This window comes from Candidatus Poriferisodalis sp. (assembly GCF_965262965.1).
Classification (GTDB): domain Bacteria; phylum Actinomycetota; class Acidimicrobiia; order Acidimicrobiales; family Poriferisodalaceae; genus Poriferisodalis.
This window is the reverse complement of record NZ_OZ253573.1, coordinates 3,166,063-3,182,246: the sequence shown is the minus strand read 5'-3', so window position 1 is coordinate 3,182,246 and position 16,184 is coordinate 3,166,063. Positions and strand designations below refer to the sequence as shown.

Annotated in this window: 7 protein-coding genes; 1 reads left to right on the top strand and 6 read right to left on the bottom strand. The window is 63.5% G+C overall.

Translation table 11 applies throughout. The features are described from left to right. Positions 1-20: 20 nt before the first annotated feature. Complete coding sequence (locus ACQY5K_RS15275) at positions 21-2,480, top strand: CoA transferase (protein ID WP_428116919.1); 2,460 nt, start codon at positions 21-23, stop codon at positions 2,478-2,480. Positions 2,481-2,557: 77 nt separating this feature from the next. Here ACQY5K_RS15275 and ACQY5K_RS15270 read toward each other — a convergent pair whose 3' ends face one another. The 6 genes from ACQY5K_RS15270 to ACQY5K_RS15245 form a co-directional block, all read right to left on the bottom strand. After that, on the bottom strand, positions 2,558-6,034 hold the full coding sequence (locus ACQY5K_RS15270) for a DUF499 domain-containing protein (protein ID WP_428116916.1): 3,477 nt from the start codon (positions 6,032-6,034) through the stop codon (positions 2,558-2,560). Between the two features lie 23 nt (positions 6,035-6,057). Next, entirely contained in the window at positions 6,058-7,827 is a 1,770-nt protein-coding gene (locus ACQY5K_RS15265) for an ABC-three component system protein (protein WP_428116913.1), read from the bottom strand. Next, positions 7,824-8,069: an ABC-three component system middle component 6 gene (locus ACQY5K_RS15260; RefSeq protein ID WP_428116910.1), complete on the bottom strand. Its 246-nt coding sequence runs from the start codon at positions 8,067-8,069 to the stop codon at positions 7,824-7,826. Before ACQY5K_RS15260 ends, ACQY5K_RS15265 begins: the two co-directional genes overlap by 4 nt. Next, on the bottom strand, positions 8,066-8,974 hold the full coding sequence (locus tag ACQY5K_RS15255; protein WP_428116907.1) for an ABC-three component system protein: 909 nt from the start codon (positions 8,972-8,974) through the stop codon (positions 8,066-8,068). The genes ACQY5K_RS15260 and ACQY5K_RS15255 overlap by 4 nt, the downstream gene beginning before the upstream one ends. 628 nt (positions 8,975-9,602) lie before the next feature. Continuing rightward, entirely contained in the window at positions 9,603-12,347 is a 2,745-nt protein-coding gene (locus ACQY5K_RS15250; RefSeq protein ID WP_428116905.1) for a DUF1156 domain-containing protein, read from the bottom strand. Further along, positions 12,344-15,964: a helicase-related protein gene (locus ACQY5K_RS15245; RefSeq protein ID WP_428116902.1), complete on the bottom strand. Its 3,621-nt coding sequence runs from the start codon at positions 15,962-15,964 to the stop codon at positions 12,344-12,346. Before ACQY5K_RS15245 ends, ACQY5K_RS15250 begins: the two co-directional genes overlap by 4 nt. Between the last annotated feature and the right edge of the window lie 220 nt (positions 15,965-16,184).

Genomic DNA, 16,184 nt, shown 5'->3' with positions numbered 1-16,184 from the left:
CGGGCGTTAGCTTCACGGCGATGCTGAAGCCATATCGAGTGCTGGACCTCACCGATCACCGGGGCGCAATGTGCACCTCGATCCTTGGCTCGCTGGGCGCGGACGTGGTCCTCATCGAAGGCCCCGACGGCCGGGGGCGGGACCACCGCCAGCAAGGACCCGACGGCACGTCGTTGGGATGGTGGAACCTGCGACGCGGTGCGCAGAGCTGTGTCATCGATGACCGCAGCGAGCTGCTGGAGCTGGCGGCCGGCGCCGACGCGCTGATCGAATCACCTGATCCAGGCCTCGGTCTCGACTACGACGAGCTGCGCGCCGTCAATCCAGGCCTCGTGCACACCACCGTCACCGCCTTTGGCAGCACCGGCCCGAAGGCCCGATGGGCAGCGTCAGATCTCACCATTGCCGCGGCGGCTTGCAGCGCTGCCATTACCGGCGACACCGACCGGGCACCGCTGCGCATCACGGCGCCGCAGAGCTGGCTGCACGCCGGATCGCATGCCGCGGTCGGCACCTCGCTCGCGCTGCGCCAACGTGACCGCAGCGGCTATGGCCAGCACGTCGACATCTCCGCACAGCAGGCGCTGATGCAGATCGCGTTTCCTGGACATGTCCACGCGCCGAATGGGTACCCGTCGGCGCGGCGGACATCGGGCGGCATCCTGATACTCAACTTCCATCTGCAGTTCGTGTACCCGGCGCAGGACGGCTACGTCTCGATCACGCTGCTCTTCGGTGACACAATCGGCCGCTTCACTGCCCGGCTGATGGACTGGGTGCACGAGGCAGGCTGCTGCGACGACGAGCTTGCAGCATTGGATTGGGTCGACTTCGGGATGCGCCTGTTCACCGAGCCCGACAGCGCACCAGCGCAGCTCGAGTTGACCAAGGCCGCGATCACCTGCCTGACCAGCTCGCACACACGAGCCGAGCTGTTCGCGGAGGCACAGAAGCGTGAACTGCTGCTCGCGCCGGTGTACAGCCCGGCGGAGCTGACCGGAGTCCAGCACTTCAACGAACGCGGCTACTGGGACACGATCGACGATCCGGCCTGGGGCAGCGTCGTCACCCCCGGTGCGTGGTGCAAGCCCAGCCGCACACCGCTGCGCTCGCTGGGCGGACCTCCCGAACTCGGCGCCCACACCGAAGCGGTGCGGACGATGCCTCGCTCCGCGCTGCTGGACGCCGCGCAGGCGCTGCGTGATGCGAACCGCGATCCCGCAGCGCCGCGGCCGCTCGACGGCATCAAGGTGCTCGACACCAGCTGGGTCTATGCCGGGCCGTTCACCACGCGGGTGCTCGCCGATTTCGGCGCGACCGTCATCAAGGTGGAAGGGCCGGCTCGTTTCGATGCCGCTCGGGGCAGCGGCGGCGGGCTGCGCGGCGACATGGGGCCTGACGCGTCGATCCAGTACGGAACGCTCAACGCGGGAAAGCTCGGCGTGACCCTGGACCTGAATGTCCCCGAAGGCCGCGACGCCTTCTGCGATCTCACCGAGTGGGCGGACATCTACGTGGAGTCGTATACGCCCGGCACGCTGGACGACTGGGGCATCGGGTGGGAGACGCTCTCGAAGCGCAACCCGAGTCTCATTCTGCTGAGCACCAGCCTGATGGGCCAGACCGGGCCGCTTGCCACGTTCGCCGGCTTCGGCAACCTGGCTGGCGCCATCACCGGCTTCTACGAGATGACCGGGTGGCCCGACCGTGCCCCCGCAGGACCGTTCCTGGCCTACACCGACTACGTCACGCCGCAGTACATGGTTCCGCTGCTGATGGCCGCGCTCGATGCTCGTGATGCCGATCCTGAAGGCCGCGGCCAGCACCTCGACTTCGCACAAGCCGAAGCGGCAGTCCACTTCCTGGCAACCGAAGTGCTCGAGAACACGGTCAACGGCGCTGCCGCGACTCGCATGGGCAACGCGGATGCGTTCATGTGCCCCCATGCGATGTACCCGTGCGACCCCGGTGACGCAGACCCTGACAACCCGCTCGAACCGCCGGACCCGTGGATTGCCGTGGTGTGCGAGACCGAGCACCAGTGGGAATCACTGTGCCGCCTGCTCGAGGCCGACGGCCAACCCGCGCCGCCCGAGCTCGGCGGCCTCAACGCAGCTGGACGACTCGCCCGCAATACCGAGATCGACGCCGCTATTGCCGCCTGGGCCGCCGGGCGCACCCCTGCTGCAGCCGAAGCTGCGTTGCAGGCCGTCGGTGTTCCGGCGCATGCCAACCAGAACGGACTGGGCTGCTTCGCGGATCCGCAGCTCATCCATCGAGGGCATTGGATGGACGTCGAGCATCCGGTGCACGACCGCATGATCGTCGAGGCCCCCAAACTGCAGCTCAGCGCGTCACCCCACGTCGTGGCCCGTTCGGGCCCCAGCCTGGGCGAGCACAATGACCTGGTCCTGCGGAACGTCCTGGGCTACGACGACGACCGCATCGTCGAGCTCGCCGTCGCCGGTGCTATCGGCTGACTCATCGGTCTTTGTCCGCGGTCTCAGTACCCATCGGAGACGCCCAGCGGACTGCCATGCTCGAAGGCCTGGCGCGGTCAGTCCGAAGTGAAACCGGTGCCTTCTTCAAAGCCGAGGACCCGCGTGTTCTCGTTGACGTTGCGGATGACGTCACTCGTGAATCCGCCCGGCTTACGGACCTCGACGTCGACACGGACAACGACCTCTGCGTCAGGATGATTGAGTACGTGGGTGAGGACCTCGTCACTCACCTGCGTGAATGCTCTCGTGGGCCGTTCGGGATCCAAAACGATGGAACCTCGAAAGACACTGAGTGTCGGCCGAGGTGGATCCGTCGAGATACCAGACTCACCGTCATCGCCATCCGCGTCGCTCGGAAAAAGGCTGTCGCCGCTGGTCGCTGAGCCGTCGCCATCTTCGGTGACGCCCACTCCGCCACCACTGCGTTCGGTGCCGTCCGTGGCAACTGCCTCGCGGTCTCGCTGCTGCTGGGCGGTCGCGAGGTCGGGACGGACGATGAGCGTCGATGGCGTCAAGACTTCTGCCCGCTCACCAGGCGTGCTTAGGCCCAAGTAACGACTTGCCGTGTCGTCGTAGGAGACGGCTGTGGCGAATCCTTCGGTCGTCCAAGCGAAGCCTTCTGGTCCGCTCGCTGCGGTGGACATCAGCACGTCTTGATCGCGTAAGCGAGGCAGATACACGTACCGCGCCATGTCCTCCCAGAGCACTGACACCGCGACATGGCCGTCTGCCCAACGCGAGGCCAGCACGCCGTCGAGCTCCTGGCGAAGGATCACCGGAGGGAACTGAACGCCCAACTCGCCGTCATTCACCAGCCTCCGGGCGGCGCTCTCGGCCATGCGCACCACAGGCGGAGTTCCACTGAGTAGGTGGTCATTGGTTCGCCTGCGGCCGCTCCGCTCGCCAACGGAGTTGTCCGAGTCGAGTTTCACCACTTCGAGCGTGACCGGACCTCGCGGTTCTTCTTGCTGCGGCACGAGGAGATAGCGGTACGCCTCGGCAATGCGCAAGCCGGCGGTCTGGTCCGATCGATCTCGCTGAGTCTCTGCCAGCTTCTTCTGCTGCGCGTCGAGGTTCAGCTCTTCGTGACGGCCGCAGATTCCGTCCCAGGCCAAGTACTCGGCCGCCGCCTGCTCCAGAGCCTCGGCGGCCCGTTGCTCAGGAGCCGCGAACACCAGCATGTTCCGGTACTGCCGAGGCCCGGCACCTCGCTGCTCCAGTATTTCCCGCGCCGCAGACAGAGCAGGCGAGTCGTCAGAGTTCAGCGTCAGCGTCGACCCGGGCTCCAACACCACCAAACGCGCGCGCGGCTCGTCGGCAACATCGGTTCCGCTTGCCGGGGCTACATGAACGCTGGCAAATGCGTCGGAATGCTCTCCACGTCGGCCGCCGCGCTCGCGCAGCCTCCGTACGATCTCGACCTGCACCTCGTACCGGTCTCCTTCGAGCAGATTCTCGATCTCATCCCGGGCAGTACGCGTGACGTTTTGCTGCCGGTCGAACCAGTACCGGTCGCGGTCCACATACAGGTACGGCGCTTCGGCGGCGAGCCGGCTCAGTGCGTCGGAGATCGGCCCGGACGGGTCACCGGCGAAGGTGGCCCCCAGACGCACCCGACGCATCTCCAGTCCCTGATTCGGGCTGCCGACTCTGGGCGTCGCTCCGATGAAGATGGTCCGAGCGACCCGGCGGGTGGCGTGCAATGCACCGAGGTGCGGGGTGGCTCGGTCGATGCGGGCTGCGTGCGACTCCTGGCCGTCCACGTCGGCGGCGATGACCGGATGCCAGTAATCAGCCAGCCTCCCAGCCAACTCGTTGACAACCCGGTCATCGCCCAGGGGGATGGAGCACGGCAGTATCAGCGGGGACTTATCGTCGCTGGCCCAGAGCGAATCGATGGTCGCGGCCATCAGTCGCAACACGCCGCGGGTGCGCTGAAATCGGTCGATCGAGGACCAGTCCTGATACAGACGGTCGAACACTTCGGGGTGAATCGGATAGGCCGACTTGATGCGCTCCACGTAGGCGATCTCGGAGCACTCGGCAGGGAAGTCGGCGCGTTGAGATCGGTACAGCCGACCGAGGGCTTCCGCTGCCTCGTCCCGATGCACGCTCGCATCGTCGGCCAGCGGCTTGAAGAGCCGTCGGCGCACGATCTCGTAGGTCTCGTCGCCGCTGGCTGGCTGCCACGTTTCCGCGAGCCGGTTGGTGACGTTGGTCAGGCGCCTCAGCGCCTCACGTCCAGCAGTTCCGCCTACCTCCAAGCTCGATGCCGCGAAGTTCTCATCATCGGCATCAGCCTCCTCGGAGGCAGGTATGGACACCACGAACAGCGCCCCATCGGTTGCCTTCGTGGCTTCCGAGAGCGTCTGCGCAAAGCTGAACTGGGAGTCGAAGCTGCCTCCGGGAAGGTCGGTCCGCTCGTATAGCTCGCGGGCGTAGGCCACCCACTCGTCGATGAGGACCAGACACGGCGAGCACACGGTGAGCACATCTCGGATGGCCTCACCAGGGTTCGTACGGTTGCGGTCGCTCTCGGCGACAAGCTCGTACGCCGCCGTGCCGCCGAGCTGCCACGCAATCTCGCCCCAGATGGTGTTCACCTTGGTGCCATCGGGTTTTGTGTGCACCTCTCCGGCACCGAAGCGGTTGCCGACCACCACTGCGCAGTTCACTTCGGGCAGGGTGTCGACACCCGCCTCACGAACGAGGTCCGCGAGCTCGGGCGGCATCTGCGACAGGTCGATTCCCGACATCAGGTGGTAGAGGGCAATGAGGCTGTGTGTCTTCCCTCCGCCGAAGTTGGTCTGGCAGCTGATGACTGGTTGTCCGCCGCGCCCGCTCACTCGATTTACAGCCAGAGTCAGCAGATCGCGCAATCCCGCGGTCAGATACGTGCGCTCGAAGAAGCGGCGGGGGTCGGCGTATTCCTCGCTGCCCAAGCCTTGGCGCACCATCTCCAAATCAGCAGCGAACTCGGCGACGCTGAACCGTCCCGAGTGAATGTCATCGTGAGGATGGATGACCTCACGCCACGGCTTCAAACCTGACGGCGCCGAGTCCAGCACGTTAAACACAGCGCCCTTCTTCTCCTCTGAGTCCTGGGTTTGTGCACGCTCGTACTGAATACGGTTCAGGTCGTACAACATTGCCTGCACCTTGGGTGCTTCCGCCGGCGCAACAGCCTCTATGAGCGTGAGGATCCCACTGAGCGTGTATTGGGTGTCGTGCAGCTGGAAGCGCTTGTTGTGCGCCCAGTCATTCCGCTTGTCGCGCAATGTAAACACGATATTACGCGCACTTCTCGGCAACTGGCGCTCAAACGTTCCCCGCCAACAGTCGGCAATCACCCGCAACAGAAACAATGGGTCGTCAACGGAATACTCTCCGACCGGTGGTCGCGCTGTCGCTGCAAAACGAGCCGCCCAATCAGCACCTCCATTTGGTCCACGCGCCATGTGCCGATCAACGAACGGCTTCAGACACTGCGCTAATATGCCAAACGCATCCCCAACCCGGGCCCGGTTACTCATTTCCGCCATTATGTGCGTCCCCTTCAATCGAACTGGAAGCCGAAGAGACCGCCGGTCTCAATAGCGTCGGTCAGACGCACCTCGTTCACAAATGGGCCAAAGTCGAATCCGCTCGGAAAGTCCGGGACCATGTCGCTGTTGAGGGTGACGATGTACTGAAATCCGTATTCCTCAGCCAGTCGCGCACCCAACTGTAGCGAGCTTGCAATCTGACGCTCGTCCACTCCATCAAAGATATGGCTGTCATGCACCAAGAATCCGGGACCGATGTTTCGCTCTTGGAGCAGCGTTGTCACCACAAAATCAAAGCAGAGAATCTGCATATTGTGGATTCCGGCGCTTTCTTTGCTCGAGATCTTCACATCAAACGTTGGACCATTTCGCGATGTATCAACAACGAGAAGTCCGTGCCGCTCTTCGTACAATTCGCTTGAGAACTCTTCAAACCGCGCAATCGCTAGATCCAATCGCTCGCGGCGATCATTGTGATCCCCAATCAGCCTGACCGCTAGCTCAGATCGGCGATTATCGAGCCGTACCTTTCCGCCCTCGATCTTCTGAGCGAGTTCAAACCGCACTTCCAGCTGCTTAACCTGTGCTTGTGCACCAGACACCTCCGCCTGAAGTGCGGCGTATTCCTCTAACGCCCCACCTGAATCGAGGACTCGCATGAGATCAGATCTGCGATTTTCCAAGCTCGCCGACTCGACTCGCCTCGACTCCATTCGTTCGCGCGCAAGCTCGGTTTCGCGCTGCAGGTAGAGCCGGCGATTTCGTAGGACAGAATTGTGGAATTCGTGAACTGAGTCATAGGTATTGTAAATGTGCGCGGGCAGCACAACATTGACTTGGCTCCACATACGCTCAAGCTGCCCGACATCAGGAGGCTGCTCATCGAGCAACATTTCTTCCATTTGCCGGATGAGGTCGCGATCAATTGCGGCTTCATCTCGGAGGTCGCGCAATCGGGTCGTCAGTTGATCGGCTTCGGACACCAATTCTGCGTACTCGTTGACTACTTGGAACTGTTGAACCGCGGCGTGCAACCGTCGAACTCGGTCCCGCGCGACAATCAGTTCGGAACGCAAGTCAGCTGAGCGACCAAGAACGTTTCCAAATTCTGGGCTACTTGCAGCCTTTTGCAGTGCCTTAAGTTCTTGCTCCTGTTTGCGAACCAACTGGACGTCACGAGCGATTGACCAGTCGAGGTCCAAGAAATACGAGATACATACTTGGCGGTCCCACGGCTGCTGCATCCTTGAGTGATCAAATGCCCGTTGAAAACCGTCGTCATGCTGCCGTCGGATCAGATACGACAGCAGAGATCGCATTGTTGGCGAATATGTAGGAGAGTCCTTGTCAAGACCGAACCACGATGAGCCAAGTCGCTCCTTCCATTGCTCAAGACCCAACTCATCACCGTCTGGTCTCGGGGCAGGCGTGCTGTCACCGAAGATCGATTCTTCCGTGTAAGCCAGACCCGGCACGCGCTGCGATACATACAACTTATTCGGCAGAATGCCGGTCCGTGAAACCCACAAGCTCTCGTCACCCACGTTGATCTCGGAAGTGAAGACGCAGGAACGAAGCGGCTCCCGTCGAAACACTGACGAATTCGGTGCATTACCACCGAAGAGAAAATGCAGCAGTCGGATCAGGCTGGATTTACCTGAGCCATTGCGAGTTTGGTGGTCCGATGCCTCGCTCGTCCGGTCGGCCAATACGACATTGAGCCCGCTGCCGAACTCTAACTGCTTGAAACGGGTGTCGTTGCTCGCAACAGATCGGATCATCTCGAATTCCGCACCAGAAAATTGTCGCTACCGAGCTTCACCACTCCTAGTGCATACAGCATGTCAAGTGTCAAGATGAACCAATCAAAACCGACCTCTCTCTTACCAATAGTCGACCGGCGTTCGCGCAGAATTTCCCACAGCCCTGAGACCGTCATAGGCTGCTGCAATGCATCTATAATATCGCCACCAATTGTGATCAAAGCTCGATCTGGGTGGATTCCCTTTGTGGGTAGAATCACTGTTTCATCTCCTCGGGGTTTTCGAAGATGTCACATTCCTCAAAGAAATATGCAATCGTGGCCCCAGCCGCGGCTTGCCTTTTCAAACTGCTCACTGGAGGCAAGATCCACGCTTGTAGCTCAGTGATGACTTCATCAGGTGTAAATGCTACGTTCCTAAGCGATCGATACTTGGAAGCAAATCTTGCCGCCAAGTCATCTCGGTATGTCGGCCGCGCGACCTGCTCCACCAGATAGCGCCGAACTTGGTTCGTGTGTCGCATTGCTTGAAGCAGATAGTCTTGCGAAATGGGATCGAATTGATTGCGTTCGAGCTTGTCATGTGGAACGGGATTGATCTGACCGATTTCGGCAGGAATGATGTCCTCGATTGCGCTCAATAGCTGTACTATATCAGCGATTTCGATAACCAGAAAATCTGCAGGCCTCAAGGGCGGGCCGAGCAGGTCTGCAAGATCCTCATCTGAAAGACCCATCACCAGATGCATCAGTGGGCCATACCCCCACGGTTCACAAACGTGGTGTGAATCACTTGACTCCGAAGCGTTGTGCAGAAAAGCGAGCGCGTAGGGAGGCAAGCCTTCGCGTGAATTGTGGATAAATGTCCAAGTGTCAAACCGGCCTCCCCAGTGTTCAATCGCTCCGTTGTAGTCATCTTCCAGCTTCTTTAACAAGTCACGCTTATTGAAATGCTTGGGAGCGTAGGCCTGGAAGAAGCGTCGCTGAGAAGGCAAGAGGCCGTCGCACTTGCGATCACCCTCGGAACCCGCCGCTGCGACGGGAAGAAAATCCCCGGGGAAAGCCAGTTCCAACACGATTCGTACGAAACTCTCGAATTCGGAGCCCTGCTTTTCGGCATAGGCGAGCCGGAAGTGCATGCGCCAGGCAGCGCGCTCGGTGCTCATGGCACCCGCTCCGCGAGTTGCGGCGACTGCTCAGTCGTTGCTTTATGAGCTAGCAAACGCATGTCGTTGTGGCCATCGAATCGAGGTGAGTAAGAGTGGGCACATGACATGCGCGCAGCGCGAGAGTGCGGCATTTGGGCCGACGGCACAGTCCCACGGTCATAGAACACGGGAAGGGTTGAGGGCGAGGGCGATTCGCGCGCCATGCGCCGGTCTTCTCTGGCTCTCGGGGCGTTGCCTACGGTGGTCGCGCTCCATGGCGGCGTGATTCTGCCCAATTCGTTCTGCGGTGTCCTCGCTGGGTTTGCGGGAGCGGGTGACCCGGTCATGCAGTGATTCTTCTTCGCGGCGCAACTCGGGAACGAATGGAGGCCTGAAGCTCATGGGTGCTCCCCTCGTTTGCGTCGCTATGGCGGTGCGGTCATGCCGGCGGGCGCCAAGTCCGCTCGCCCACAGGGACACGACCCTCCGCTCGCTGCACAGGCTACGCGAGGCGTGTGATACCGGCGCTGTCGACGAAGGTGGAGGGGGCTCTGAAAGGGGCTCGGCAGGCACCGTTGGCATCCGCCCATGCCGACCGTCGGCAGCAGGCGGCGGATGAGCCGAGCGCCAGCTTAGCGGGCCCTGCCTAGCGTAGGTCAAGGGCGAGGTCGGAGGGGCCTGTGGCCTGACGGAGGAGTTCGGGCCAGGAGGTGACGAGGGCGTTGTAGGCGAGGGCCTCGGCTTGTGCGTTCTTGCGCTCGCAGATGTGGAAGAGGCGGTACGCGAGGTCGCGCGGGGCGTCGTCGCCTGCGCCGGCGCGCCGCAGGAGAGCGGCGGCGGCCTGCTCGCCGCCGGTCATCAGGGCATGGCGCAGATGGTGCGTGGTCTCCCAGACGGTCCGACGGCGATCGGTAACGGGATCCCAGTGTTCGTCGAGCTCGTCGGCGCTGAGCAGGCGGCACTCGTTGCCCTTCTGCCACAGGATGCCCGCCTCGACGAGGCCCGCTATGGAGGTGTTCTTGGCCTTGCACAGCGTGTCGGCCTCGCCGGCGGGACCTGTCTCGTGGCCGTGCTGGGCGTACCACGCCAGCGCCCAGCGGGTGTCAGCGTCTAACTCGCCGTCCTGTTCTTCCAGCACCGCGTCAAGGGCGCGGTTGATCTCGGCGAGCGCATCGCGGACTCTCATGGTGCTGCCGTCCGCCTCGACAACCCTCGAATAGCGGGAGAACACCGCCATGCCTGGGCCGATCGACGACTGCGCCAGATCGACGGGGGCGATGTTCTCGGCCTGCAGTTCAGCAAGCGCTTCGGGGAGTTCCCGTCGCAACGCCGTGAGAAAATCACGTCGGCTGACGACCGGCGCGTCGTCAGGCCGACGGCGGCACACCAAGATGATCGAAGAGGCCAGCGAGGCCCGTCCGACTTCGCGAAGTCCGTAGGTTTGCTCCGTGCGAATCGGCCATGTCCGCACGATGGACGCGCCGCTCTCCAACAGCCCTTCCAGCATCGTCTCCCAGCCGGTCGATGCTGTGCCGGAGGCGTCAGTCTCAGACTGCTTGAACGCGTAGAAAACGGTGTAGGGGTAGCGGTCGTCGTGAACACTCCCGATGGCGCGGAACGCTTGGCGCAGGCCACGCTCGAAGTACTCGGCGGCTGCGTCCCAGCCGTCATGGCGCGCCGGTTCTGCGATCAGTTCCTGTTCCTTGGGAACCTGGAGCGTCCCAAACAGGTCGGGATGGATGTCTGAGAGGCACCGTCTCAGCCAGATATAGAAGAAGTCGGAGAGATCAGCGTACGGGATGTTGTCGTAGTACGGCGGATCGGTGCAGACAACAGAGCCGATCGTGCTGACACTGACATCGCGGGCATCTCGCTGAAGTGCGGTGCCGCCGATTGCCGCGGGCGTCCGGCGCAGGACTTCCACCAGATAGTCCAGCTGGCCCAAGAAGTTGCCCGACGATGTCGAGAACGGATTGCCCTCGGCGTACACCCAGATCATCGGCAACGCAGGTCGGGCGAAGACTTGTTGAATCTTCTCACCACCAGGGTCCCAGAAGCACTGGGAGGAAGTGCGGTTTGCGAGACGACCGAGTGCGAGAGCGAGGTAGTGAGTCACGGCATCGGCGTAGGCAATCGGACCGCCGCCGCCCTCGTCGAGGCGACGGACATCGCCGTCGAACCCTGCCTCGACGGCATCAGCAATCACCTGCTCACGAACCTGCGGCAGCAGCGCCGTGAACTTGCACATCGTGGTCAGCTGACGAGGCGTGAACAGATCGGCCCATGTCCGCAGGCCGTAGTTGGGCGTCGTCACAGCGCGGGGGTTGTGCGGTAGGTCACCGCCAGGCGCGTCGTCTGGCGTCGGGACTAGCGAGGCCTCAAGGTGATCCTCGGAGGCTTCGACATAGAAGCGACCCCGAGCGCCCGCAGCCACAATGCACACCAGCTGCGAGCCGAGGCCACCCGCTTGGGCCTGTTCGCGGACCTCCTTGAGGGGTACCGAAGTGCCGCACACCAGGCACGTTGCGCCGCGGCGGGTGACGGTGCCCTGCTTGGGGCAGCCCGAGCCATGGCGGACCCTGAAATGCACTCGCTGCGTCGCTGCGTCAACTTCGGGCGCCAGCCATGCCTCGCGGTTCTTGCGCCGTGACAGGGCGAAGGAGTTGAGCAGCGGCATCCGCGCCTCGCACGCTGGGTTGCTGCACGGCACCGTCCGCGCCCAGAGCCAAGCAATAACAGTTGCGGCATCGTCGCCGGGAATCTCCACGGTCGGGTACAGCCCGATGAGGCGGTCATGCGCGAGGTCGCGCAGCACACCGCCGTAGTGCCGCACATCCTCAGCCAGCCCGGTCGCTCCTGGGTAGTTGGCTTCAACCGCCAAGGTGCCACGCCGTTCGCAGATCGGTTGGCGACCAGCGAACTTGGGGGGAATCTCAATCAGGGCCTTGTTGATGAGCACCGCGACCGGATTGAGGTCGCCGGCATGAGCGATAAGACCCAGCCGTTGGGCCTCCAGCGGGATGCTGCCGCCACCGGCGAACGGATCCAGCACTGAGGGCATGTCGCCATCGCACGACTTCGATATCTCCGCTCTGGCCGTGGAAAGTACCTCCTCGTTTGACGAGTTCTTCCACTGCACAAGGTCTTCGATGATCTTGAACAGACGCTGGCGTTCTTCCTCTTGGTCCTCGGCTGTGGGGAACCGATCAGGATGCGCCGAAGGGTCATCCACAAGCTGGGCGAACAACACGGCTCGGCACGCCGCCAGCGGGCGTCTGGCCCACCACAGATGCAGCGTCGACGGATGGCCGTGACGTATGGACTTCTCCCGGGCCGAAGCCGTGTTGATCGGACCAAGAGGGAGGGCGACTTCGATGAGCTTCTTCTTCACGCGCTGCGCTCCGGGGTTGGCTGTGTGAAATCCGATGGCTCACGGCCGCGTGCCCACAACGAGGTCCAGTTGAAGTTCACGCTGGTGACCTCGAACAGGTTGTCCTTGGAACTCACGTCGAGCGGCCCCGGCAAGTAGCGCACATTTTCGCCGCCGTCCGGCACGACTTCTACGAGCGCAAGTATCCAGCGGTCGGGCTCGTTGAGACTGGTGAGTATCTCGTTGCGACTGACGGTGACTGTCGTCGCGCCGGTCACCCTGCCCTTGACTTCCAGGTAGCGGTAGCTGGTCACCGCGCCTGCGGTCTGGCTCGACCGGATGTCGAAACCGGGATGGTTGGAGCGTTCGTCGTTGAGGTCCACCGCGTCCCAGCCTGCGGCGTGTTCGGCGGCCAGCACCGCGGCGATTGCGCGACGTTCGGTCTCGCGCTTCGACAGCTCGTCGCCGACGACCTGTTCGGCTGCCCCTGACCCGGACGGCAAGAGCTCCGCTAGAAGGCCCGCAGGCACTACGAAGGCGCCGCCCACCACCCTCGGCGGCAGTGCGCTCACGGTCCGCTCGCGTTCCAGCGCCGCGAGTCGCGTCTTCAGGCGAACCGCGTACTCGTCGGCGCGACGGCGTGCGGTGTCGGCGTTCATCTTCGGCACCCGGCCCGCCTCGACATCGAGCTGCAGTTGCGCTGCCCGGTTGTCCCAGTAGTTGATCTCTTTGGTCAGCCGCCGATACACCGCCTCGCGCGTGCGTTCCACCCGTGAAACGGTGCGCGCTCGCACGGACGCCAGGTGCTCGGGTGCGGACACATTGATGGCGTGGTCCATCCCCAACATCTCGGCGCTGGCGCCCGCAGAGCGTTGGTGCTCCACCAGATGCGCTACCGCTGCCGCCTCGGACTCGCTCGCTGGGCGATAGTCCAGGTATCGGGCATGCGAACTCGCTGTCGGCTCGCCTGCCTCGGGAATCTCCGCGAACTCGAAGCGGCGGCTCACCACCGTGTGCGGTGCCTTCGCGGAGGGCCGGGAATCGGCCACCTCGTGCTCCAGCATCACCATCACCCTCGGCGCTGTGCCCGCATCCGCGTCGTCCACCAACACCGCACCGCGACGGATCTGGTCGCGATGGTTCTCCAAGGTCAAGTCCACAACGGCGTCCAGCAGGGGATGACCGGGTGCCAGCAGGTCGGCGTCGGGCACACCGGTGCCCTCGGTCAGGTCCTTGTCGAACGTGACACGCGTGTAGCGCTCCAGCAGCGCAGGCGCACCCTGCGCAGCCACCGTGCGGCTGTGCTGACGCACCGACAGGGGCACTCGTCGGATCTGAAACCGGCCCGGCTCGACCTCGCGCATCGCGCCGCCCAACTCGCCGAAGGCCGCCTCGAAGAACGCACGCACGTAGTGCGGCTGGATGCGCCGCAGCGCCGCTTCGTCCATGTCGCGCCGAATGCGATCCAGGTCGGAGTAGCCGATCACCTCCGATGCCAGCACCGGATCGGTAATCGCTGCGGCCACCCGTGCCGGCACGTCGGCGTCAATCACCTCGTCGAGACGACGGCGCACTTCGGGGCGGTCGCCGTACCGGATCGCCTCCAACAGCAAGCCGCGCAGCTCCCGGCCCGACAGCACCTCTCCGAGCACGTCGTAGACCTGCCCGTCGAAGGTCTCACGCATCTGCTCGATCTTCTCCAGCAGACGCACGTACACCTGCGCCTCGCGGGTCTCATCGGCCACGAGGTTCCACATGTGGCACACCTCGGTCTGCCCGATCCGGTGGACCCGCCCGAACCGCTGCTCGATCCGGTTCGGGTTCCACGGCAGGTCGTAGTTGACCACCAGGTGAGCCTGCTGCAAGTTGATGCCCTCGCCCGCGGCATCCGTGGCCACCAGCACGAGCACGTCGGGGTCTTGCATGAACCGGTGCTGGATGCGGCGGCGCTCGTCACGGCCCGTGCCGCCAGAAATGAACACAACCTCCTCGTCGGTACCCAGGAACGTCCGCAACCGGTCCACGAGGTAGTTCAGCGTGTCGCGATGCTCGGTGAACACGATCAGCTTGCGCCGCTCTCCCGATGCGGAGTGCATTTCGGGAGCGTCGCTCAGCGTGCGCGACAACTGGGCCCACTTGGTGTCGGTGCCCTCGGAACGCAACCGGAACGCGAGCCCTTCCAATTGCCTCAAGGTGCCGACCTCGGCCTCCAGCTCCGCGATCGTCACCGCTGCGGTGGCCGCATCGACCACTTCGGCGTCGACTTCGGCTTGCTCGGACTCGTCGAGTTCGTCGTATGCATCGGGGTCCAACACCGCCGAATCACCGCCGTCCGCGGCCAACAGGCGTGACAGACGCTCTTGGCGGCCCGACAGCCCCAGCCGCGACGCTCGCACCGCTTGCCGCTCCTCGGCGATCCGGCCTTCCAGACGACCGCGACGCCGAAGCAACGACTGATAGATCGCCTCGGGAGACGATGCCAGGCGCCGCTGCAGCACCGTAAGTGCGAACCCCACCGTGTTTCCCCGACGACCGTCGCCGCTGTCGCGAATCCTGTCCGCCGCGTTCATCTGCTCGCGGACGTACGACGTCACCTCGTCGTACAACGCCATCTCCGCCTCCGACAGCCGATACCGAACCGTCGAGGAACGGCGCTCGGGAAACAGTGGCCGACCCTCGAAGGTCAGCAGCCGTTCCTTCACCATCCGGCGCATAAAACCGGAAGGGTCCGTCGCGTGCACGCCGTCGCGGAACGGGCCCGCGAACTGGTCGCCGTCTAGCAGCGCGCAGAACAACTGGAAGTCTTCCTCCTTGCCGTTGTGCGGAGTTGCTGTCATCAACAGCAGGTGCTGCGACGTAGCGCCCAAGAGCTCACCCAACTGATACCGGAGTGTCTTACGAATCTCGTCGCCCCAGAAGTGCGCCGCCATTCGGTGCGCTTCGTCGACCACCACCAAGTCCCACTCGGCGCGACGCAAATACGGCTCCAGTTCTTCGCGGCGTCGAGCGATCTGATCGACACGCGCGATCAGCAGCCGCTTGCGCTCGAACACGTTCACGCTCGCAATGGCGTCGAGGTCGTCCTTCGTCACCACATCGAAATGAAGATCGAACTTGTCCCTCAACTCTTCCTGCCACTGAGCTGTCAGATTGCCGGGAACCACGACCAGTGCCCGCTCCAACGCCCCACGCAACATCAGTTCCTTCATGTACAGGCCCGCCATGACGGTCTTGCCAGCCCCAGGATCGTCTGCAAGCAGGAAGCGCAACGGCTGACGCGGCAGCATCTCCCCGTACACCGCCTCGATCTGGTGCGGCAGCGGGCGCACACGGCTCGCGTCCAGCGCCAAGTACGGGTCAAAGAGGTGCGCCAAGCGGATGCGTCGGGCCTCAGCGGCCAGCCGGAACAGCCGACCGTCACCGTCGAAAGTGAACGACCCACTGGTTTCGGGGGCTACCGGACGCAGGGTCGCCTCGTCGGCGCGGAATACCACCCGTTCCCCGAGCGTGCCGTCAGCACGACGGAACGTCAACGTCAGAGCCTGGGTGCCATGCCACTGGACAGCTACGACCGCTACGGGCGCGCCCGGCTCCACGCCGCGTAGCTGCGCGCCTGTACCGACGTCCTCCAGCCTCACAACCGCCGAACCGCCCGAGGTACGCTCGCCGCTGTCCGCCGCGTCACCCCGCGCATCAGCAGACCTTACCCGCAATCGTGAGATTCGCCGCCTGGAAAGGGCTGTGCCCGGTCCGCCATCACACCCGGAGACTGATCTCTATGCGCCGTCATCGGGCGAACAGTATCTGCCCGGTGACAGCAACCGTAGGTGCCTGCTGAATCGCGACGCATCTTGATGC